The sequence below is a fragment of the Terriglobia bacterium genome (assembly GCA_020072815.1).
In the GTDB taxonomy this organism is placed as follows: Bacteria; Acidobacteriota; Terriglobia; order Terriglobales; family Acidobacteriaceae; genus Angelobacter.
The window spans coordinates 727,882-749,649 of sequence record JAIQGE010000001.1; the positions used below are offsets into that span (position 1 = coordinate 727,882).

20 protein-coding genes are annotated in these 21,768 nt (G+C 60.3%); 5 read left to right on the top strand and 15 right to left on the bottom strand.

The window, feature by feature from the left end:
* Nucleotides 1-747 precede the first annotated feature (747 nt).
* Both LAO20_03110 and LAO20_03115 read left to right on the top strand, forming a co-directional pair.
* Nucleotides 748-987: a hypothetical protein gene (locus LAO20_03110; protein ID MBZ5530398.1), complete on the top strand. Its 240-nt coding sequence runs from the start codon at nucleotides 748-750 to the stop codon at nucleotides 985-987.
* Nucleotides 987-1,961 carry an IS3 family transposase gene (locus tag LAO20_03115; protein ID MBZ5530399.1) on the top strand — a complete coding sequence of 325 codons (975 nt, stop codon included), beginning with the start codon at nucleotides 987-989 and terminating at the stop codon, nucleotides 1,959-1,961. The genes LAO20_03110 and LAO20_03115 overlap by 1 nt, the downstream gene beginning before the upstream one ends.
* Before the next feature lie 249 nt (nucleotides 1,962-2,210).
* Here the strand turns inward: LAO20_03115 and LAO20_03120 are convergent, their stop codons facing one another.
* From LAO20_03120 to coaD, 7 genes are all read right to left on the bottom strand, one after another.
* Nucleotides 2,211-3,446: a M48 family metallopeptidase gene (locus LAO20_03120; GenBank protein ID MBZ5530400.1), complete on the bottom strand. Its 1,236-nt coding sequence runs from the start codon at nucleotides 3,444-3,446 to the stop codon at nucleotides 2,211-2,213.
* 204 nt (nucleotides 3,447-3,650) lie between these two features.
* The gene (locus LAO20_03125; protein MBZ5530401.1) at nucleotides 3,651-4,526 is read right to left on the bottom strand and encodes a hypothetical protein; all 876 of its coding nucleotides are present in this window, start codon (nucleotides 4,524-4,526) and stop codon (nucleotides 3,651-3,653) included.
* A 101-nt stretch (nucleotides 4,527-4,627) separates the two neighbouring features.
* On the bottom strand, nucleotides 4,628-6,067 hold the full coding sequence (locus LAO20_03130) for a phosphoglucomutase/phosphomannomutase family protein (protein ID MBZ5530402.1): 1,440 nt from the start codon (nucleotides 6,065-6,067) through the stop codon (nucleotides 4,628-4,630).
* A 256-nt stretch (nucleotides 6,068-6,323) separates the two neighbouring features.
* Complete coding sequence (locus LAO20_03135; GenBank protein MBZ5530403.1) at nucleotides 6,324-7,439, bottom strand: mannose-1-phosphate guanylyltransferase; 1,116 nt, start codon at nucleotides 7,437-7,439, stop codon at nucleotides 6,324-6,326.
* Between the two features lie 110 nt (nucleotides 7,440-7,549).
* On the bottom strand, nucleotides 7,550-8,542 hold the full coding sequence (locus LAO20_03140; GenBank protein ID MBZ5530404.1) for a class I mannose-6-phosphate isomerase: 993 nt from the start codon (nucleotides 8,540-8,542) through the stop codon (nucleotides 7,550-7,552).
* A 240-nt stretch (nucleotides 8,543-8,782) separates the two neighbouring features.
* Complete coding sequence (locus LAO20_03145; protein MBZ5530405.1) at nucleotides 8,783-9,976, bottom strand: pyridoxal phosphate-dependent aminotransferase; 1,194 nt, start codon at nucleotides 9,974-9,976, stop codon at nucleotides 8,783-8,785.
* Between the two features lie 84 nt (nucleotides 9,977-10,060).
* Nucleotides 10,061-10,570 (bottom strand): pantetheine-phosphate adenylyltransferase, encoded by a 510-nt coding sequence (coaD, locus tag LAO20_03150; protein MBZ5530406.1) that lies wholly within the window; start codon nucleotides 10,568-10,570, stop codon nucleotides 10,061-10,063.
* A 370-nt stretch (nucleotides 10,571-10,940) separates the two neighbouring features.
* On the opposite strand from coaD, the gene LAO20_03155 reads away from it, so the two are divergent.
* Nucleotides 10,941-11,555 (top strand): methyltransferase domain-containing protein, encoded by a 615-nt coding sequence (locus tag LAO20_03155; GenBank protein MBZ5530407.1) that lies wholly within the window; start codon nucleotides 10,941-10,943, stop codon nucleotides 11,553-11,555.
* Here LAO20_03155 and LAO20_03160 read toward each other — a convergent pair.
* Nucleotides 11,541-11,714: a hypothetical protein gene (locus LAO20_03160; GenBank protein MBZ5530408.1), complete on the bottom strand. Its 174-nt coding sequence runs from the start codon at nucleotides 11,712-11,714 to the stop codon at nucleotides 11,541-11,543. The genes LAO20_03155 and LAO20_03160 overlap by 15 nt on opposite strands.
* 274 nt (nucleotides 11,715-11,988) lie before the next feature.
* Here LAO20_03160 and LAO20_03165 point away from each other — a divergent pair, with 274 nt between their 5' ends.
* Nucleotides 11,989-13,452, top strand: a complete 1,464-nt coding sequence (locus LAO20_03165) for an alpha/beta fold hydrolase (GenBank protein ID MBZ5530409.1) — start codon at nucleotides 11,989-11,991, stop codon at nucleotides 13,450-13,452.
* 130 nt (nucleotides 13,453-13,582) lie between these two features.
* On the opposite strand, the gene LAO20_03170 is transcribed toward LAO20_03165, so the two are convergent.
* The 6 genes from LAO20_03170 to LAO20_03195 form a co-directional block, all read right to left on the bottom strand.
* Nucleotides 13,583-14,539, bottom strand: a complete 957-nt coding sequence (locus LAO20_03170) for a universal stress protein (GenBank protein MBZ5530410.1) — start codon at nucleotides 14,537-14,539, stop codon at nucleotides 13,583-13,585.
* 92 nt (nucleotides 14,540-14,631) lie between these two features.
* Nucleotides 14,632-15,141 carry a hypothetical protein gene (locus tag LAO20_03175; GenBank protein ID MBZ5530411.1) on the bottom strand — a complete coding sequence of 170 codons (510 nt, stop codon included), beginning with the start codon at nucleotides 15,139-15,141 and terminating at the stop codon, nucleotides 14,632-14,634.
* A gap of 60 nt (nucleotides 15,142-15,201) precedes the next feature.
* The gene (locus tag LAO20_03180; GenBank protein MBZ5530412.1) at nucleotides 15,202-15,945 is read right to left on the bottom strand and encodes a succinate dehydrogenase/fumarate reductase iron-sulfur subunit; all 744 of its coding nucleotides are present in this window, start codon (nucleotides 15,943-15,945) and stop codon (nucleotides 15,202-15,204) included.
* A gap of 126 nt (nucleotides 15,946-16,071) precedes the next feature.
* The gene (locus LAO20_03185; GenBank protein MBZ5530413.1) at nucleotides 16,072-17,796 is read right to left on the bottom strand and encodes an FAD-binding protein; all 1,725 of its coding nucleotides are present in this window, start codon (nucleotides 17,794-17,796) and stop codon (nucleotides 16,072-16,074) included.
* Entirely contained in the window at nucleotides 17,793-18,548 is a 756-nt protein-coding gene (locus LAO20_03190; protein ID MBZ5530414.1) for a succinate dehydrogenase, read from the bottom strand. Before LAO20_03190 ends, LAO20_03185 begins: the two co-directional genes overlap by 4 nt.
* Before the next feature lie 104 nt (nucleotides 18,549-18,652).
* On the bottom strand, nucleotides 18,653-19,945 hold the full coding sequence (locus LAO20_03195; protein MBZ5530415.1) for an amidohydrolase family protein: 1,293 nt from the start codon (nucleotides 19,943-19,945) through the stop codon (nucleotides 18,653-18,655).
* A 247-nt stretch (nucleotides 19,946-20,192) separates the two neighbouring features.
* Between LAO20_03195 and rsmI the strand changes: the two genes are divergently transcribed.
* The gene (gene rsmI, locus LAO20_03200) at nucleotides 20,193-21,041 is read left to right on the top strand and encodes a 16S rRNA (cytidine(1402)-2'-O)-methyltransferase (GenBank protein MBZ5530416.1); all 849 of its coding nucleotides are present in this window, start codon (nucleotides 20,193-20,195) and stop codon (nucleotides 21,039-21,041) included.
* A 215-nt stretch (nucleotides 21,042-21,256) separates the two neighbouring features.
* Here rsmI and LAO20_03205 read toward each other — a convergent pair whose 3' ends face one another.
* Nucleotides 21,257-21,766 (bottom strand): DUF4440 domain-containing protein, encoded by a 510-nt coding sequence (locus tag LAO20_03205; protein MBZ5530417.1) that lies wholly within the window; start codon nucleotides 21,764-21,766, stop codon nucleotides 21,257-21,259.
* Nucleotides 21,767-21,768: the final 2 nt, after the last annotated feature.

Below are 21,768 nucleotides of genomic sequence, written 5' to 3' on the forward strand. Positions count from 1 at the left end.
GCGCGCTCCGCGTTGCTGCGCGCGGGCCGGCGGCGCGCGGAACGGGATTATTCGTTTGTTTACCCGGCACTTATCCCTCATCCCGCGAGGCGGGACTCGGGAACGTGGCCGGGCTACTATCTTTCGTCCCTTGCGGGACTTTTGTCAGGTGGTCGCCGCGATTCCACAAACGCGACGGGCGCGGGGCTGCGGCGGAAAAGAGCAGTCAGCAATCAGCCAAACAAAAGCCGCAGCCGAGGGCGGCTGCGCTCCACGCCTCGTACCGCTACGGCAGTTTTTAGGACCATGAACTACTTCGCGCTTTACATAGCGAACACAAGACGATAATATTGCGCTGTCAAGTTTGTATCGCTCTTTGAAAACTGAAAGAAAACCGGTACTTGGTACTTAGTATTTGGTACTGGGCAAATACTGTGGCCCTCAGCCGATTCTTGGGTGACCTTGGGTGACCTTCCACCCCAGCAGGCCAAAACCGGACCTGCCGGGGACCCCGGCTTGGGTGTAATTGGGTGAAACGGGGGTAAGGGTACCCCCCCCTGAAATTGGGTGACCCTGGTGATCGGGTCATCCGGTGATCGGAAATGTCCTGCACCCCAAAAGTGAGACAGTGAAAGAATGCACACTTAGCAGGAAAGGAGCTGCGAGTGGCAAACGTAAAAGGGGTCAAGAAGAAAGGGCGAGAGTTCTGGCGAGCGGCCGTGGAGCGAATGGAACGCGGGCGAGAGCGTCAGTGGGCTGGCGGCAGAGTTGGGAGTGGACCTGCGCGGTCTTTACCGCTGGCGGGAACGGTTACAGCCCGGGGAGAAGGATCCGGGGCGGCAGCGGGAGGCAGCGCTGGCGAAAGAGAACCAACGGCTGAAACGAGCGCTGGCCGACAAGGTGCTGGAGGTGGATTTTTTGCAAGGTGCCTTGCACAAAATAGAGGCGCGACGCCAGGGGAGCGGAAGCACTGGCGCGAAGGCATCTACGACCAGATCAGGGAAGTGATGCCGGTGCAAGGCAGCTTGAGTGTGGAACGGATGTGCCAGGTGGCGGTGGTAAGCCGTGCCGGGTACTATCGGAGCTTTCAGGAACACAATCCGGTGGAAGAAGAAATGCTGGTGCGCTCGACGATACAGCAGATCGTGGTGGAGCATCGGCGGCGGTACGGCTACCGGCGGGTGTGGAAGGAACTGCGGGATCGGGGGATGGTGGTCAATTACAAGCGGGTGTTGCGGCTGATGCGGGAAGATAATCTGCTGGCCGTGCAGCGCAAGCAGTTTGTGGTGACGACCGACTCCAATCACACGCTGGAAATAGCAGTAAATCTGGCCCGTCGAATGAAGCTGACGGGAGTGAATCAGTTGTGGGTGGCCGATATCACCTACATCCAGGTGTGGGGCGAGTTTGTTTTTCTGGCGGTCGTGCTGGACGCATTCTCGCGCAAGGTGGTGGGCTGGGAGTTGAATCGTAGTCTGAGCAGTGGCCTGGCGCTGCGAGCCCTGGAGAAGGCGATCACGGAACGGCAGCCGCCGCCGGGGTTGGTGCATCACTCGGACCGCGGTGTGCAATACGCGTGCCGGCAGTATGTTGCCCTGCTGGAGAAGCACCAGATGGTGGCGAGCATGAGCCGTCCGGGAAATCCGTACGACAATGCCCGCTGTGAGCGATTCATGCAGACGCTGAAACGGGAAGAGATCTATGCCAGCGCGTATCGTGACATGGAGCATCTGCGGGCCAACCTGGAAGACTTCATCGAGCGCTACTACAACAAGAAACGGCTACACTCGGCGTTGGGTTATCTTTCGCCGGAAAAGTTTGAAGCGATGCAAACCGGAGATCAGAGCTCGAAGGCGGCCACGATCACCTGCTCCTTCGGGAGAGCTAGTACATTACTGGATCTGGGGACGGGGACTCAAACGCCGTCCCCTTCCCCAGACCCCAACCCCCTGCTGCTGGGGACAGACCAGGAGATCCTATGACATCATCGTCTGTCTCAGTTCAGGGGTTCACCCATAAAAATGACACGTGTGACACTCGAAAACTGTCTCACCCGAGGGGTGCACCTCAGAAAAACGGGTATCGCCGGGGATGAATCGTGTAAGTCTATATTTTTCGGGGATGAACGGGGAGGGGCTGGGGATGGAGAAAATTGCCAGAATTGCCAAGATCCCCGGAACTGCCAAATTCGGGTCATTGAAAACCGGTGGTCGCCGACAAGCGCTCCTCACTCACTTCGCTTCGTCCATCATCAGCTTCAGGTTCTCCGCTTTCCACTGCATGGCGTCGTGGATGCGGTTTCGGCCGCTGGGGTGGTCGAAGAAGATCCACTCTTCCACCTGCCCGGGACTCATCTTGCGGTATTCGCCCAGATGGATGGCCGCTTGGGCAAAGCCGTCGGGCTGGCGGCTGGCGTTGAGTCCGTACATGTCGGCTTCATGTTCCTGCGTGCGGACAAAGGTGTTGGTCACCGGCGTAAGAGCGAACAGGAAGATTGATGCGAGTAGCACGACCACGGGCAGCACCGCGGTATCGCCGATGCCCCGGACCTGCCACTTCTCTCCCCAGCGCGCCAACGACCACTCAACTCCCCAACGCAAATAGGCGAACATCACCACGATCAAGACGACGAAGAAGAATATGCCTTTGTACACGTGGTTGAGCACGTAGTGCCCCATCTCGTGGCCCATCACAGCCTGGATTTCTTCCGGCGAGCCGCGGCGCAGCAGGTTGTCATTCATGCTGATGCGCATGGTGCCGGCAAAACCGCTCACGTTGGCGCTCATGCGCGTGGTTTGCTTGGAGGCGTCAAATTGATAAACGTCCCGGACCGGGATGCCGTTGGCCCGCGCCAGGCTCAATATGGGCACGGTAATTCGAGGATCGTTCAGGCGTGTGTACTTGTTGAAAATGGGAGCAAGATATACGGGACTGATGAGCACCGCCACAACCAGAAAGAAACTGGCCACCACCGCGCCCCACAACCACCACGAGCGCGGCAAGCGGCGCACCACCCCAAACAACGCCGTGACGACCACCGCTCCCAGCAACAGGCTCAGCAGAAAGCCTTTGAGCTGGTCGCCCATCCACGGGCCAAAGGTCTGCGTGGCCAGCCCATATTTGCGCTCACGGAAATATCCTTCATAGACCGTCAAGGGGAAAAACAACACGGACGTCACCGCTACATATTCCGCCCAATAAATCATGGTCTGCAGCGGCTTGAAGCGGGTAATGCGCTCGGCCAGGTTGCGGAAGCCGGCCGACCACCCCAGGTTGAGCAGCAGTAAGACAACTCCCAGGCCGTAAACAAAATCCCACAGGATAAGCCAATATCCGCCTTCGAAATAGGCATCCGATCGCGCCTTGGCGCCGGCTGGAATCTGGGCCAGATAAGCGTTGGTGGCCGTATCAGGATCAAAGCTGGCAGACGCCTTGGCCGCCGGCGGGACCGCCACCACGGACGGCATTTGGTTAGCGGCTTGGCCGCTGGAGGCAGGGGCCTGCTGTGCGGAAAGGAGGCAGGACAAGACAGCCGGTACAAGGACCATCAACCCAAGAAACCGCAGAGCGCGTGAAATCATCATGTCCCCTTCCGGGAAGAGATTGTGCTGATACATAGACGCTTGAACGCGGGCAATGTTTCGTTGCGTGCTGCCTATCTTGCCGCAGGTTTACTTCTTGCCTTCCGGCTTCTTTGGAGCCGGGGTAAGCGCCGGAGCCGAAGGTACCCGTTGCAACGGAGGCGACGACCGCCAGAACTCGGGATCGTCCACAATCCACTCGCCTGCCGGGTTGCTCATGGGCGGGCTGATGGCGAACACGAACGTCTCGGCGTTTTGCACCGCCGCCAGGCGCAATTCGCGCAGCCGGGTGCGCTGCGAATCGTCCAGGTCTTCGTCCTGGGCAAAGGGGCTGAGGGCTTCTCCGGCTTCCTGGAAAGAATGGTAAGGAGAGAAAACCATGTAGCTGTTGGACGCCATGCCGGACACCACCTGGTAGACGGCGCGGTTGTCCACCACGCCGGCGCGCTCGCGCACGGCGCGAATGATGCGCTGGCCCTCTTCGAAATCTTTTTCGCGGCCGGGATAGACGCGCACCACCGTCACGTTGAAGAACCGCGCCTGGGCTGACACCAGGCCCTTGTTGCGGCCCAGGTCTTCGCGGTATTCAAGAATGACCGTATGCGGATCGTTGACCAGCGCGGCCTTGGCTTCCATCACCTTGCCCAGTTCGGCGGCCAGCCCGGCGTTGCGGACGAAAGGCTCCGCGCTTTTCTCCATGGCCGCATAGGAATCAAAGCCGGAGACAAACCAGACTTCCTGCGGTCCGGTGACGGCCTGCATGGCGAGGTACGGCCAGGTGCTGGCGTGGGCGCAGGCACGCGCCGCTTCGCCTTCCAGCCTGGTGTAGTCCGCCATTTTCCCGGGTTTAACCTGGTCACGGTAAATCTCCAGGATGGCGGGCGGAGTCCCGGCGGTTGCGCTCTGGGCCACCGCAGGCACGCTCCACACGGCGAGCAAGGCAAGGGCAAAAAGGCTGGAATGCATATGCTCAGGATTTAAACAGACCGCACGCGGCTTGTCATGCGGAAAAGACGGCGGCGTGGAAAAGCTGAGCGTCGAAGAGCTGGGTTCGTCGGCCGAAATCGCTAAGAATGCGCTCCGGCGACGGCCTTGGCGTCCACGAACGCAACCGCCTCGTCGAGCACCTGCTGCACCAGCTCGGGCGACGACGCTTCAGCGTAAATGCGCATCAGCGGCTCGGTCCCCGACGACCGCAACAGCACCCAAGCTTCCGCGCCATGGTCTTTGATGGGAGCGTCAAGGAAGAACTTGATGCCGTCCAGGTCTTCTTTCTTGAGGATCTTCCACGGGCCAAGAGAAGCAGTTTCCGGGGCGGCGGCGCGGGCGATGCCCGCATCCTTTACTTCATGGGGAATGCGCAGATCGCGGCGCCCGTAAAAATGCGGGCCGTATTCTGACTGCAACGCCGCGACGAGTTGTCCCAGGCTCTTGCCTTCGTCGGCCATCACGTTGGCAAGCAGCAGCGCGTTGAGCAGGCCGTCGCGTTCCGGAAGGTGGCGTTGCAGGCCGATGCCGCCGGACTCTTCGCCGCCGATGAGGATCTGGCGCTCCATCATGAGGTCACAGATGTATTTGAACCCGATGCGGCACTCAATCAGCGTGCGTCCGTGCTTGGCGGCAATGCGGTCCAGCATGCGCGTGGTGTTGAAGGCGCGCACCACGTCACCGGGCCAGTCGGCATGGCGGGTGAGCAGCCACTGCAGCAGGATGGAATAAATCTTGTGCGCGTCCACGAACATGCCGTCTTCAGCCGCGGCGCCGATGCGGTCGGCGTCGCCGTCAGTAACGAAGCCGGCGTGGCAATGCTCTTTGACCACCACGTCCTGCAAGGCGCGCACGTGCGGCTCAATTGGCTCCGGATTGATTCCGGGAAACAGCGGGTTCACTTCGTCCCTGATCTGCACGTACGCGATGCCGCGCTGGCGGAAAATCTCCGACAAAATGTTCCGGCCCGCGCCGTACATGCAGTCAATCGCGAACTTGAAACCGGCCTGGGCGATTTTGTCCATGTCGGCAAACTTGCAGATGGCGGCGACGTGCGGCGTGATGAGGTCAACTTCTTCGATCTTCGCCGGTGTGCCTTGGGGCATCGTGCCGGCGCGGACTTCTGCTTCAATCTGAGCGATGATGGCCGGCGTGGCCGACCCGCCGTAAGTGGCCTTGAACTTTACGCCGTTCCAGTCCCAGGGATTGTGGCTGGAAGTAATCATCACGCCGCCCGCGGTACGCTGGGTTTTCACGGCGTAGGAAAGCGCGGGCGTGGAAGTGTAGTCGGCGGCGATCTTCACGGCGATTCCCGCCTGGGCGATCACCTCCGCCGTGGCCTGAGCAAAGCGGCGCGAGCCAAAGCGCGTGTCATAGCCGATGACCAGCCCGCGCGACGGATCTTCATTCTTGAGGACGTAAGCGGCAATCGCACCGGCCACGCGACGCACGTTCTCAAAGGTGTAATCGTCGGCGATCACGCCGCGCCAGCCATCGGTACCGAATTTTATGTCTATCATTTATGTCGCTTCGCTCCACACCGCTTACGAGCAACGGTCGCGCACTTCGATTCTTTCAGCGCCTGCTGCAAGCCGCTCGCCGCGCTAGTCGGGCTCGCGGCTAATGGTTAGACATTTATGTCGCTTCGCTCCACACCGCTTACGAGCAACGGTCGCGTACTTCGATTCTTTCTGCGCCGTGGCAAGCCGCTCGGCGCGCTAGTCGGCCCTCGCGGGCAAGAAAGCAGATCAAGAGTCGCGGTGTTCGCAAAAACAATTACGTCAGGTCCGTCATTTTTTTGTCGGACAAGTATTTCACAATCTTGCCGACGTCCTGGGAATGCTGGCGCGTGGTCACCAGGATGGCGTCTTCGGTTTCCACCACCACCAAGTCATGCACGCCCACGGCAGCGACGAACTTGCCGGGCGCGTAAATATAGTTGCCGGTAGCGTTCGCGGCGTAGGCGCCTTGCCCGTGTACCACGTTTCCGGCTTCCGGCTTTTGCTTCGCCGCGTGATGATCATACAGAGCCGCCCACGATCCCAGGTCATTCCAGCCGAAATCAGCGCGCAGGCAGAACAGGTTGGACGCATGCTCGCCTTTGGCTGACCGCGGTTCCAGCACAGCATAGTCAATGCTGATGTTCTCGCACTTGGGATAGAGCCGCGCGTAAGTCTTGGCAAAAGTCTTCTTGCCCCAGGACGCGGCGATTTCAGCCAGGTAGGGAGCGGCCTTTGGAAGGTGCTCGCGCAGCGCGGCAGTCAGTGTCCGCGCGCTCCACACAAACATTCCGCTGTTCCAGTAGTAGTTTCCCGCCGCAACAAATTCTTCCGCCGTCGGCTGGTTGGGCTTTTCGGTGAAGCGCTTCACGCGAAACAGATCGCCATCGAGTTTCTCGCCGGCTTCAATGTAGCCATAGCCGGTCTCGGCGCGCGAAGGCTGGATGCCCATTACCACCATGTTTCCCGGCTTGGCCGCAATTGCGATGGCTTGCCGCAAGACTTTGCGGAAGTTTTTTTCATCGGCGATCACATGATCAGACGGAAACATGCCGATGATCGCGTCCGGATGAAGCCTTTCTAACAGAAACGCCGCCAGGCCGATGGCGGGAGCGGTATTGCGCGGCGCCGGTTCCACGACGATCTGTTTCGGCGGCACCGCGGGTAGCTGCCGCCTGATTTCTTTGCCCAAATGCTCATTGCTGATGATCCAGAAATCTTTCGCCGAGCTTAAAGGCAGCAACCGTTTCACGGTCTGCTGCAACATGGTCTTCTCGGCGGCTTTGGTTTGGTCGAGGGCCAATACCTGCTTGGCGCGCTTGCGGCGCGACCGCGGCCAGAACCGCGTGCCTGCGCCTCCGGCGAGGATGACGGGATAGAAATGGTTGGACAACTAAATGACTCCGGGTTGGCGAAGAGCAAATGGTAAATGGCTTTTGGCTTTTGGCTCTTGGCTTTTCGCCAAGAGCTAATAGCTAACGGCCAATTGCTAGTTGCTAGTTGCTATTTGCTTGTCTTCGGTTCCGCCACCGGCTCCACCGGTAGCGACGCGCACAAAAACTCCACGTCCCACTGCGGTTTTAGGATAAACCGTTCCACCGCTGCGGGCACCACCACGGCTTCACCAGCGGAAAACGTCACCGGCGCCGCGCCTTCGGCGGCAATCACCGCGCAGCCCCGCGTCGCCACCAGGCACCACACGCTGCGCACCGCATGTTTAGGACGCTGGAACTGCCACGGCTGCCTCAGGACAAATTTGTCCACGATGAAGCTGGGCGACGTGATCAGGTTCACTTGAGCTTTGCCCTGGTGCTCTTCGGCTGTTCCGGCGGCGACTCGCCCGGCGTGCGTGTGCTCTTTGGCCGCGCGCAGGCCGGCGTCAACGTGCAACTCGCGCGGACGCCCGTAGTCGTACAGCCGGTACGTGGTGTCAGAATTTTGCTGCGTCTCCACGATCACCGCGCCCGGGCCAATGGCGTGAATGGTCCCGGCGTCCACGTAATACATGTCGCCCGCGCGCACCTCCATCCAGTTCAGCAATTGCTCCATGCGCGCGTCACGGATGGCCTGCTCGAGTTCGAGTTTGCTGGTTCCCGGCTTCAAGCCCAATCCAATCCGCGCGCCGGGTTTGGCATCCAGCACGTACCAGCATTCGTTTTTGCCGTTGGGCTGGCCGGCAAGCCGCGCGGCCGCATCGTCGGGGTGCACCTGGACGGAGAGCTTGTCCTGGGGAAAAAGAAATTTGATCAGCAGGGGGAAGCGCGACAAGTCTTCCACCATGTCGCCCAGCAGCCGTGCCTCAAACCTGCGGCACATGTATCCCAGCGACCGGCCGGCGAATTCGCCGTTGGCCACTTTACATAAGTCCGCCGTGAGCCAGGCTTCGCCGATGGGACTGCCGGTGACCTGGCGAGCGTAGAAAGGGGAGAGATCACGCGTTCCCCAAACGCGCTCGTGAAACTCGGGCTGGATGAGCAGTGGATAGAGATCAGTCATGCGGGAGTCGCAGAAAACGCGGACGCTGCTTTGAATTCAAAATCGCTGAATTCAACATTTGTTGAACTCAAAATCTTCGAACTCAAGGTTTTTGGATCCAAAAAGCTCCTTGATGCCGAAACACAAGGTCCCTCGCCCCTATTCGGACGCTGAAGAGTGCGCGTCCTCATGAACGGGGCTCGGGATGACGTTCTAGATGGAAATGGCATCATCGTGAAAGTCGGCCCAGACGCGCCGGCGCTAGAGTTTGGCGAACCACGCGCGCATCCGCTCCAGGCCGCGCACAATCTCACCGGAAGACGTGGCGTACGAGAGCCGGATGTGCTCGTTTGTTCCGAAGGCCTCGCCTGGCACGGTGACCACGTGGGCTTCATGCAGCAGGCGCTTGGCGACCTCCGCCGCGGAGTTGATTCCGGCCTTGCCGAAGTATGCCGACACGTTGGGGTACACGTAAAACGCGCCGTCCGGCTTCACGCAAGTAATGCCGGGAATTTTGGCAAGCGCCGCCAGCGTCTGGTCGCGCAGGCGGATGTACTCGGCCTTCATGTCGGCCACACATTGCTGTGGTCCGGTCAGCGCCGCAACGCCCGCTTTCTGTACCATGTGCGCCGTGCTGGAAGTGCTCTGGCTCTGCAGCTTGGACATGGCGTTGACAATAGGCACGGGGGCCAGGGCGAATCCCAGGCGCCAGCCGGTCATGGCGTAAGTCTTGGACAGCGATCCGGCAATGACCAGGTGTTCGCGCACGTCGCTGACCGACCCGGCGGAGAAATTCTTATCGCGATAGTTTAGATAGACGTAGCACTCGTCGGCGATCACGTAAATCCCGCGCTTGTGGGCCATGCGCAAAATCGCCGTGAAGTCTTCCGGCGTGAGCACGGCGCCGCTGGGATTGTTGGGGCTGTTGATGATCACGGCCCGCGTGCGCGGCGTGATCTTGCGCTCAATCATCTCCGGCGTCAGGCGGAAGCCGCCGGCTTCTTCAGTCTGCGCGTAAACGCATTTGCCGCCGGCGTACTCAATGATGTCTTTGAAAGAAACCCAGTAGGGCACGGGGACAATCACTTCATCGCCATGGTCCACCAGCACTTGGACGGCATTGAACAGGGCCAACTTCCCGCCGGTGGAAGCAATGGCTTCTTCCGGCTTGTAGTCGGTGCCAAAGTCGGCGGCATGGCGTTTGACCAGAGCGGAACGCAGTTCCGGAATGCCCGGCACCACGGTGTAGCGGGTGAAGTCCTGCTGGATGGCGGCGATGGCCGCATCCTTTATATGCTGCGGCGTGGAAAAGTGCGGCTCGCCGGCGCCGAACTCCACCAGGTCAGCGCCCGCGGCTTTCAGCTTGGCGGCTTCGGCTACCACGGCCATGGTGGCGGAAACTTCAATGCGGTTGATGCGATCAGCAAATTGTTTTACTGCCGGAAGAGTCGTCATGAAAATCCCTCACGTCTTTATTCTCTAACGCGGCACAGGCCGCGGTCTCTAACGCGGCATTGGCCGCGCGTTTTCAGCGCAGCCTTAGCCGCGGTGTTTGGCTGCCGCGCCGTTGATTTTTTCCAGGAGCCTTTGCTCCACCAGCTCCGGCACCAGGTCGCGGACCGAGCCTCCGAGCTGGCAAACTTCTTTCACCAGGCGCGAACTTACGTAGGAATACGCCTCCGCCGGCATCATGAAAACGGTCTCAATCTGGGGAGCGAGTTTGCGGTTCAGCAGGGCCATGCGGAGTTCATATTCGTAGTCGCTGATGGCGCGGATGCCGCGCAGGACCGCTTTGGCGTCCATGCGCGCGGCGTAATCCACCAGCAGCCCTTCAAAGGTGTCCACGCGGACGTTGCCGTAGCGCCGCACCATCTCCTCCAGCATATCCATGCGCTCGGCCACGCTAAACAAGGGCGGCTCTTTTTCCGCGTTGCGCAGGATGGCCACAATCAGTTCATCGAAAATCTTGCTGCCCCTCTCGATCAAGTCGAGATGGCCGTTGGTCAGCGGGTCAAACGATCCCGGATAAATGGCGCGTATGTTCTTCAAAAGAGTGCCTGCTCAGTGGGCCTGCTTAAGTCCTGATTTTATGATGGATCAAGTCCCGCAGCAAATCAGGGCGGAACCCCGTTTTTCGGTAGTGGGTTAGTTTGGTCCTTTTACCAGTTTTTCGTCTGGCAAGCGCATGTTCATCGCTACCGCGATGAACGTCTGCTGATTCGCTTCGCTCACCCAGGACTAAAGTCCAGGGCTGGGGCCCGCGATTCACAAGTGAATCGCTAGACGCTGATACCGGTAGTGGATCAGGCCAAACTGACCCACTACCAGTTTTTCTCTCCCTTTGTATCGTAGAATGATCAAGTAAGGTTATAGGTTCAATCTCGTGTCCATTAATCAAACACTTCTCGCGAAGCTAAAAATGCCGCGCCGGCCGTCCTGGACCCAGGAAGCCCTGCTTTTTGCGCGGAATTTTCTGCAGCACCCGAGGATGATGGGTTCGCTGGTGCCCAGCAGCCGTTTTCTGGTCGAGCGCATGTTGGGAAGTGTGGACTGGGAACGTGCCCGCACCTTGGTGGAGTACGGGCCGGGCATAGGCACCTTTACCGCACAAATTTTGCAACGCATGTCGCCGCAGGCGCGCCTGATCGTGTTCGAAATGAACCACGACTTTGTCCACTATCTGGCCCAACGGTTTCCTGATCCGCGACTGCACGTGGTCCATGCGTCGGCGGAGCATGCACGAAGGGAGTTGCGCCGGCTGGACGTGGATGGCGCAGACTACATCATCTCGTGCGTGCCGTTCACCACCATGCCCGCCAGACTGCGCAACAAGATATTGGGCGAAACCCGCAAGGTCCTGAATCCCGACGGCAGTTTTCTGGTTTATCAGTACTCCCGCACGCTGCTGCCTTCCCTGCGCAGCCATTTCTCTCTGGTTCACCAGGATTTTGAGCCCTTCAATATTCCGCCGGCCCGGCTCTTTTGCTGCACGCAGGAGACCGCGGCAGTCGCAGGAAGATCACACCGCCTGTGATGGAACGCGTTCCGGCGCTTGCCTGCCGCTGACGCGCACCACCAGCGCCAGGACGGCGAACCCGCCCAGAATCGGGTAACCCGGCCATCCGGAAATGATGCAGGGAGCAAAACCGCCGGTGTACTTGGCTTGCAGATGGCTTGCAACAATCTTTAGCATGATGATGAGGAAATTCTCCATGCGCTCTTTCGCCGCTCTATGTGCCGTGCTGTTGCTGGCCGCAGCAGTTCCAGCTTGGTCCATTGCGCAAGTCCCGCCAAGAACTAACGACCAACCAGCCGCTCCCAGTATCGCCGGAGACTGGCAAGGCACGCTTTCTGCCGGGGGAACTGAGCTGCATCTGGTCCTGCACATCGCACAGAACGCGGACGGCAGCTTCAAGTCCACACTGGACAGCGTGGACCAGGGCGCGAACGGCCTGGTGGTTACGACCATGTCATTCACCGGCGGCAAGCTGAACTTCGCGGTTGCGTCCGTCAACGGCACCTACGAAGGCAAGGTCAACGCCGGCGCAACTCTGATTGAGGGCACGTGGTCGCAGGGCACTCCGCTGGCGCTCAACTTCAAGCGCGCGGTAAAGCCCTCTGACGCTGACGGCGCATGGGCGGGCACTCTGGATACCGGCAGCGTGAAACTGCGCCTGGTGGTCCACATCACCACCACGCCCGATGGGATGACCGCGTCCATGATCAGCCTGGACCAGGGCGGCAGCGCTATCCCGGCCAGCGCGGTCAAACTTGACGGCGCCAGCGTGAAGCTGGAGTTCTCGCTGGTTGGCGGCGTATTTTCCGGCACGCTGGCCAAGGATCTGGCCTCGATGGAGGGCACATGGAGCCAGGGCGGCGCCAGCCTTCCTTTGACGCTCAAGAAGACGGACATAACGGCCGGGTTGCTGGCCCCGGCAGTCCGGCCGCAGGACCCCAAGAAGCCGTATCCGTATCGCGAAGAGGAGCTGACGTACGCGAATAAATCTGCGCCCGGTGTGACGCTGGCGGCTACGCTGACCATCCCTGAAGGCAAGGGGCCTTTCCCCGCCGTGCTGCTGGTTACCGGCTCCGGCCCGCAGAACCGCAACGAGGAGTTGATGGGACACCGGCCTTTTCTGGTGCTGGCCGACTACCTCACGCGCCACGGCATCGCCGTGTTGCGCGCCGATGATCGCGGCACCGCCAAGTCCACCGGCAACTTTGCCACCGCCACAACGGTGGACTTTGCCGGCGACGCCGAAGCCGGCATCGCGTACCTGAAGACGCGGCCGGAAGTGAATGCAAAGAAAATCGGCCTCATCGGGCACAGCGAAGGCGGGGTCATCGCGCCCATGATCGCGGCGCGCAATGCGGATCTGGCTTTTATCGTGATGATGGCCGGCACCGGCGTCCCCGGAGACCAGATCATTGCCGAACAAACCAGACTGATCGCCGAAGCCAACGGCGTCACGCACGAAAACGCGGAGAAGGCCGCTGCCCGGCAACTGGAGCTGCTGGCCCTGGTGAAGCAGGAGAAAGACGACGCCGTTCTGGAAACAAAGTTAAAGGAAAAGCTGGTGGGCCAGGTCCCGGAAGCTCAAGCGGGCACGGCCCTCAAGCAACTCACTTCACCCTGGCTGCGTTATTTCATCACTTACGACCCGGCCACGGCGTTGCGAAAAGTGAAATGCCCGGTGCTGGTGCTGAATGGCGAAAAAGATTTGCAGGTGCCACCGAAGCAGAACCTGCCGCCGATTCGCGCGGCCCTGGAGGCTGCCGGCAATAAGCATTTTGAAATTGCCGAGATGCCCGGACTGAACCATCTTTTCCAAACGGCCAAAACCGGCTCGCCGGGCGAGTACGCTCAGATAGAAGAGACCATGTCTCCGGCGGCGCTGGAGAAGATGGCGAGTTGGATTGCGAAACAGTGAGCAAACGGAATTGGTAATCGGGTAATTTGGTGAATGAGTAATTGAAGAAAACCAATGACACGGCTGCACACAAGCGCGCCGCCCGTTTAGATAAGGCGGCGCACCTGGCTCAAATTACAAAATCACTCATTTACCCAATGTCTTGCTGCGGCCCCACGGTGAGCACCGGGCACTGTGCGTCGGCGATCACCTTGGCCGCGGTTGGCCACAGGAGATGCGAGTTGAGCCTGGCGGGTTCGGGGTGGCGCGCGCCCAGAACAATCAGGTCCGGCCGGACCCTGGCTGCGGCCCCTAAAATCGCGTCCGCGGGCAGTCCGAACTCAACCATGCACTGCGGCTTGCACCACGGCTGGCTGCCTTCCGCAAATAACGACGCAAATTGCTTTTCCGTGGGCAGCTCCGGCTGCCAGCGCGGGACGGGAGGAACGTCCGGGTGGGCGTACTCGTTCAGTTCTCCCGGGTTGACGGCCTTGATCTGCTCCTGGATCTTGTCGTGGACGGCGTGCACCACGGTCAGCGCGGCCTGAAAGTCATTGGCCAGCCACGCGGCATAGGCGGGCGCGGAAGAATGCGCGTCAAAATCCGTGGCCAGCAGGATGCGCGCGATTTTAAGTTCCTGAACATCGTCAAACTTCACGTCAGGACCAACGGTCAGCACCGGGCAAGCGACGTTGCGCAGCACGTCTTCCGCAATGGACCCGAAGAGCATCCGGTCGAGGCCTCTGCGTCCGTGAGTTCCCAGGACCACCAGGTCAATCTCACGCCGGGAGATCACTTCACTGATCAATTCCCAAATGGCGCCGTGACGCAGCGGGACCTGCGTGGGCAGTCCCTGAAAAAGTTTCCGCAGGGCGTCGGTGGGATGCAGGGCGGCATCCGGCAGCTCGCGGAAGGTGATGTCCAGCGGCTCCGGCTCCAGCAGTTGATACGAATACTCGCCGCCTACGTGGATGGCGTGCAACTGCGATCCGTGTTTCTTCGCCAGCGCCCGCGCGTACTTCAATGCCGTCTCCGACGCCGGAGTGAGGTCGGTGGCCAGAAGTATGTTTTTCAGGGAAAGAGAAATGGCAGGTTCAAGCAGCCTCATTGTTACACCTCAAAAAGCTGCTATTAGTCTAGGAAGGAGGCGCACACGGAAGATGTGACGGTTATCACGCCGGTGGTGAGAGAAGCGTGACCTTAGTCCCTGAAGATCGGCGGGGCGTCGTCCATCTCAAAGTGCTCGGCACGCTCCAACTGGGGAATGCTTTGCAGCAGCCGCAAGCAGCGGTTCCAGCGCAGCAGAGCATCGTCATTGTCTTTAGGACGGACTTTCTCGGCCTGCTCGAAGCATTCCATGGCCTTTTCAAAACTGGCCGCCAGGCTGTGCGCCAGATGTCCCGCGCGCATCTGCGCTTTGGCGCGGCGCTCATACAGGATTCCCAGGTAGTACGCGCGCTCGTACGGGCTGGCGAGTTTCTCAAAGCACGTTTGCGCTTCCTGCTGGCGGTCAGCCGCGGCACCGGTGAACTGGTCAGTAAGGGCCAGACCCAGCATGCGCAAAGCCAGTTGGTTCTCAGGATCGGCAGCCAGGATGTCGCGGCAGATGGATTCGGCTTCCTCCGCCTGGTTCAGATAGCGGTAATGCTGGACTTTGGCCAGCGCTTCGGCAACGCCGTTCTTGGAAATGGTCTTGAATGGGCGATCCATGATTCAACCTCGCAAGCGCAACTGGGCAGTCTCTCTGACGCGCAAGAAGCAAGCTTTATTCTAGTCCGGTTTGGGTGCGCCGCGTATCTTCCGCACCAGCCGCAAAATGGGATCGTAAAACTCATCCACCACCCGCTCTTTCAGGGGGATGATGGCATTGTCGGTGATGTGGATCTCTTCCGGACAGACTTCCGTGCAGCACTTGGTGATGTTGCAGTAGCCGATGCCCATGGCGTCTTTGAGCAACTGAGTGCGGGAAACGCCGTCCAGCGGATGCATCTCCAGGCTGGCGGTGCGGACAAAGAACCGCGGCCCGGCGAATTCGGCCTTCTTGTCGTGGTCGCGCAGCACGTGGCAGACGTTCTGGCAAAGAAAGCATTCGATGCACTTGCGGAATTCCTGCACGCGGTCCACGTCTTTCTGCTGCATTTTCCATTTCACGCCCGGCTTAGGACTGAAGGGCGGAATCTTCTTGTTGACTTCGTAGTTCCAGGAAACGTCGGTCACCAGGTCTTTGATGACCGGGAAACTTTTCATCGGCGCGACGGTGATGGGCTTGTCCTGCGGCAGGGCGTCCATGCGGGTCTTGCACATCAGGCGCGGACGTCCGTTGACCTCCGCCGAACACGACCCGCACTTGCCCGCCTTGCAGTTCCAACGGACGGCGAGGTCAGGCTCCAGGTGGCCTTGGATGTAATGGACCGCGTCCAGGACGACCATGCCGGGCGTGATGGGCACGGTGTATTGCTTCGGCGACCCGCCTTCGGCGTTGCCGCGAAAAACTTCCAGGACTGCGTCGGCCATGAATCCTCCGAAATCAGCAAATAGCAGTTAGCAAATAGCAATTAGCACAGCTAGCGCAGGCGTTCCATGAAACGATGCCAGCAGCGGCTTTAGCTGGGCTAGCTGCCATTTGCTAATTGCCAACTGCTAGTCCTCCGCCAAGATCTGCTTCAGCTCAGCCGGCAGTTCTTTGGTCGGGACCTGCCGCAGCTTCATGCTGTCGCCGTCGCGCGAAATCAAATTGTTCTGCGCGCCCCAGCCGGCGTCGTCCAGCTTGGGAAAATCAATGCGGCTGTGCGCACCGCGACTCTCCTTGCGCGCCAGCGCACTGCGGGTCACTGCTTCTGACACGGTCAGCATGCATTTCAAATCGCGCGCCAGGTGCCAGCCAGGATTGAACAGCCGCGAACCTTCCACGCGGACTTTGGCTGCGCGGGCTTTCAGCTTTTCCAGTTCGCCCATGGCTTTGGTCATGTCTTCGTCGGTGCGGAAGATGCCCACCAGGTTCTGCATCGCTTCCTGCAGGTCGCGATGAACGGCGTATGGACTCTCTCCCTGGCCGCGATCAAAGGGCGCCAGCATGTCGCGCTCGGCTTCAGCGATTTGGGCATCGTCCAGCGTGCCTTGCGAAGCTTTCTTGGCGTAATCGGCAGCGCCCAGTCCAGCGCGTCGGCCGAAGACCAGGAGATCAGAAAGTGAATTGCCGCCCAGACGATTCGCTCCGTGCAATCCCGCGGCGGCTTCACCGGCGGCAAACAATCCCGGCAGCGACGACTGCGCCGTCTCGGCCTCCACGCGGATGCCGCCCATCATGTAATGGCACGTGGGACCGACTTCCATGGGGCCCTTAGTGATGTCCACGTCCGCCAGCTCCTTGAACTGGTGATACATGCTGGGCAGCTTCTGCTTCACGTACTCGGCCGGCTTGTGCGAGATGTCCAGGTAAGCGCCGCCGTGTTCGCTGCCGCGGCCTTCTTTCACCTCGGTGTAAATCGAGCGCGCCACCACGTCACGGGTGGAAAGCTCCATGCGCTTAGGATCGTACTTCTCCATGAAGCGGTCGCCGTTTTTGTTGCGCAGGATGCCGCCTTCGCCGCGCACGGCTTCCGTCACCAGGATGCCCTGCACGCCCGGAGGCCACACCATTCCGGTGGGATGGAACTGCACGAACTCCATGTCCATGAGGTCGGCGCCGGCGTCGTACGCCAGGGACATGCCGTCCCCGGTGTACTCCCAGGAATTGGAGGTAACGCGCCACGCCTTGCCGATGCCGCCGGTGGCCATGACGATGGACTTGGCCTTGAACAGGACAAATCGGCCTTGCTCGCGCCAGTAGCCGAACGCGCCAACGACGCGGCCGCCATCGGTCAGCAGGCGGATGATGGTGCACTCCATGAACACGTCAAAGCCCATCTGCACGCCGCGATCTTGGAGCGTGCGGATCATCTCCAGGCCGGTGCGGTCGCCCACGTGGCAGAGACGCTTGAAGGTGTGTCCGCCGAAGGCGCGTTGCAGGATGTCGCCGTCAGAAGTGCGGTCGAAGAGCGCGCCCCACTGCTCCAGTTCACGCACGCGCTCCGGAGCTTCCTGCGCATGGAGCTGGGCCATGCGCCAGTTGTTTACGCCTTTGCCGCCGCGCATGGTGTCACGGAAGTGGGTCTTCCAGCTGTCAGCCGGATCAACGTTGGCCATGGCCGCGGCAATGCCGCCTTCCGCCATCACGGTGTGGGCCTTGCCCAGCAAAGATTTTGAGACCACGGCCACGCGCGCGCCCTGGGCCAGAGCTTCAATGGCCGCGCGCAGGCCAGCCCCGCCGGCGCCGATGATCAGCACGTCATGCTCGTGAATTTCGTATTTGGATTGGTTGCTCACAGGATTCTGAAGTCCTTGAACGCGCCGGTGCACAGCATGCGGACGTAGAAATCAGCAAAGCCCACGGAGATCAGGCTGCACCAGGCGAACAGCATGTGGCGGTTGTTGAGTCCGCTCACCGTCTGCCATATCCCGTGGCGCGTCTCATTGAACGCCGAACAGGAAAAACAATCCAACTTGCCGCCGACCAGATGCCGGAAAGAGTGACAGGAGAACGCGTAGAAGCTCAGCAGCGTCACGTTGACGACCAGAATCAGGCTGCCAACGCCGATGCCGAAGCGGCCGTCCCACCAGAAGGCGCGGATGGCGTCATACCAAAGAAAGCCCAGGAAAATGACCGCTCCCACGAAAAAGTAACGATGGATGTTTTGCAGGATGAAAGGAAACTTGGTTTCGCCGCGATACTTGCGCCCGGCGGGCTCGCCCACCGCGCACGCCGGAGGATCGAAGAAGAACGCGCGATAGTAGGCCTTGCGGTAGTAGTAACACGTCATGCGGAAACCCAGCGGGAAGATCAGGATCAGCAAGGCGGGCGAGAACTTCCACCAATGGTGGTTTGGGTCAATCAGCGGGGAGTAGAAAGGAGAAAGATACGGGCCCCAGGTGTAGCGCGTGCCCTCAAAGGCGCGAAACGTGGCGTAAAGGCCGAACCCGCCGAGAAGAATAATGACGGGAATGGCTTCCAGCCACCAGGCGTCGCGGCGCTGCGTGCGTCCGAAACCCTGCACGGCGCTGTTTCCGGTCTGGGCCAAACTACACCTCCCGATGACATTGGGGGAATTTTGAAACCGATAAGTGTAGCAAATAGATGTGGCCCAGCCGAGAGCGGCTCGGCCAAACGGGTTGTCGAAGGGCTTTAGTGCCCCGCCTGCTTCACCACCACGCCGCCCTTCATCACCATCACCGGATTCTGCAACAGCGTCACGTCCTTGGTGGGATCGCCGTTCACGGCCACGATGTCGGCGAACTTGCCTTCGTCGAGCGAGCCGATTCGGTCCGACCATCCCAGCAGATCGGCTGCGTTGACGGTGGCCGTCTGGATGGCCTGCAGCGGCGTCATGCCCATCTCCACGTACACGGCAAATTCATGCGCGTTGAGGCCATGAGGATAGACGGCGGCGTCCGTGCCGAAAGCGACCTTCACTCCGGCGTTGAAGGCGCGCCTGAGATTCTGCCGCGAGACGGCAGTCACTTCTTTCATCTTGCCGAAGTACATTGGGGGCAGGCCGATCTTGACGGCGTTTTCGCGCATCCAGTCGCCCAGATACTGCGTGGGCACCAGGTAGGTGCCATGTTTCTTCATGATGGCGATGGCTTCATCATCTATATAGGAGCCGTGTTCAATGGAGTCCACGCCGGCTTCTGAGGCCCAGGCAATGCCTTGCGCGCCGTGGGCGTGCGCGGCCACTTTGCGGCCCAGGCGGTGGGCGTCGGCCACAATGGCCTTCATTTCTTCCAGCGTGTACTGGCTGGCGCGCGGGTCGTCGCCCTTACTGAGTACGCCGCCGGTGGCGCAGATCTTGATCACGTCCGCTCCGTACTTGATGATCTCGCGGACTTTCTGTTGGACGTGTTCCACGCCGTCCGCCGCGCCGTCTGACTTGGCGTGCCATTCGTACGGCAGCAGGTTCTGGTCGCAGTGGCCGCCGGTGATGCTCAACGCCGGGCCGCTGGCGATGATGCGCGGGCCGGGCACCATGCCTTCATTGATGGCGTCGCGCAAGGCAACGTCCGTATAGCCGCTGGCGCCCAGGTTGCGCACCGTGGTGAACCCGGCTTCCAGCGTGATGCGCGCGTTCTTGGCGCCGATCAGCGCTTCTTTGGGAATGGACACACCCAGTTCCTGGTAGCCGAAGTTGGGATCAAACGTCAGGTGGGTGTGCGAGTCAATCAGTCCGGGGACCAGCGTGGCGTTGGGGAGATCAATCGTGCTGGGCTCGCCCAGCAGGTTCATGCCGGACGAGGCACCAGCGACCAGAATGTGATCAATCTTGCCTCCGGCGATGAAAATGGTGACGTTGTCCAGCATCTTGCCGGTTTTTACGTCAAGCAGATGTCCGGCGTGGATGGCCGTTTTCTGCTGAGCTGGTTGGGCGATGGCTAAGCAAGAACACAAGGACAGAGTGAGAGAGGCGATGAAAGTTTTCATAAAGCGATCCGGGATTATAACAGGGCAGGCTGAGGTCTGTTGTGTGCCCATACTGCAGCGGAGCAGATCCCTCGCCTTCGCCAAGCGAGCCTGCTGAGTTGATTGAGTTTTGCAGGCGCCGGCTCGGGATGGCACATCGTGAGGTGTGGCGAGTTGTATAGATTCGTCGCAAGCATACTTAGATCGCGAACATCTTCGCTGGGTGAAAAATGTTCCAGCGCGAACGCGTAAACTAAACTCGCACAGCATGACAGAACAAATTCAAAAAGGCACTCTGTACGTGGTGGCCACGCCCATCGGCAACCTGGAGGACATCAGCTTCCGGGCCGTCCGCATTTTGAAAGAAGCCAACCTGATTGCCTGCGAAGACACGCGGCAGACGCGCAAACTGCTGGACCACTACGGCATCGAAACGCCCGCGGTCAGCTATCACGAGCACAATGAAGCTGAGCGCGCGGCGGAACTTGTCAGCAAATTGCAGGCGGGCCAGACCATCGCCCAAGTTTCCGACGCGGGGATGCCGGGAATTTCCGATCCGGGCTACCGCTTGATCAAGCTGGCGATTGAGAACGGCATTGCCGTGGTGCCGGTGCCGGGAGCATCCGCGATGATCGCCGCGCTGGTGGGCAGCGGCCTGGCTACGGATTCATTTGAGTTTCACGGGTTCCTGCCGGCCAAATCAGGACAGCGACGGACTGTGCTGGAGCGGTTCCGCGACGCGGACCATACAGTTGTCGTTTATGAGACGCCGCACCGCATACACGAAGCCGTGGAAGATATTGTCGCCACGCTGGGACCGACGCGGCCGCTGGTGATCGCCCGCGAACTCACCAAGGTACACGAAGAGTTTTTGCGTGGATCGGCGAAGGACATTCTGGAGCGGTTACAGAAAGGCGATCTCAAGGGCGAGATCACATTGTTGATCGGAAAAAGCGAAGCAGGAGCGCTGTCAGAAGGCAAGGATTTGTCCGCGCGGCTTAAGGAGATCATGCGTGAGCAAAAGATAGATGAGAAAGCCGCGCTGAAAGTTTTGGCCAAGGAAACGGGCCGGGCAAAGAGCGAGGTATATCGGGAGCTGCAACGCAAACGAAAGTGAGGTTGTGCCGCCCCTAAACCACCCCACCGCGCGAAGGGCGCGGCGGGGGCCCCGGCTACGGGGCTCGTCTTCCCTGTGCATCCTACCCAGCGCTTCCGCGCTGGGCTAACTCATTCCGCGCCTACGGCGCTGGGGCATGGTGATCACGCACCGGAATGGTGAACGCGCCATGACTCCGAACCACCACAACAAATCAAGCACGTACTCACGCCGCGCTACTCGGCCGATGTGTGGTCGTGCACAATCTTCCATCCGCCGGGCATGCGCTTGACGATCAGGGTAAACAGCCCGTGCGGAGTCTTGCCGTCGGACATGGTCAGCTGCCAGCGGCCGGTGGCGATGGCGGCTTTGCGTCCGACAATATCAATCTTCAGCTCCTGGAATTCCAGCCGTCCCATCTCTTTGCCCTGGCCCTGGTAGCGCTGCTGGTAGCGCGCCAGAGTTGGCTCCCATCCTTTGGTCACGATGTCGCCGGAGAAGAAGGTCAGGTCGGGCGAGCGCCAGTAGCCTTGCATGAAGCCCTCCAGCCGGCCGTGGTTCCAGGCTTCAACCTGGGAAACCAGCAAGTGTTTGACGCCCTCTTCCATGTCCGCGCGCAGGTCTTCGGCGTCTTCCTGAGGCTGCTGACCTTGGTTGGGCTGGGTGGCGGCCGGGTTGCGCGCGGGGTCCTGCTGGACAGGCGTTTGGACCGAGCTGCGGACAGCCAGCCCGGCAGGCGTCGCCATAA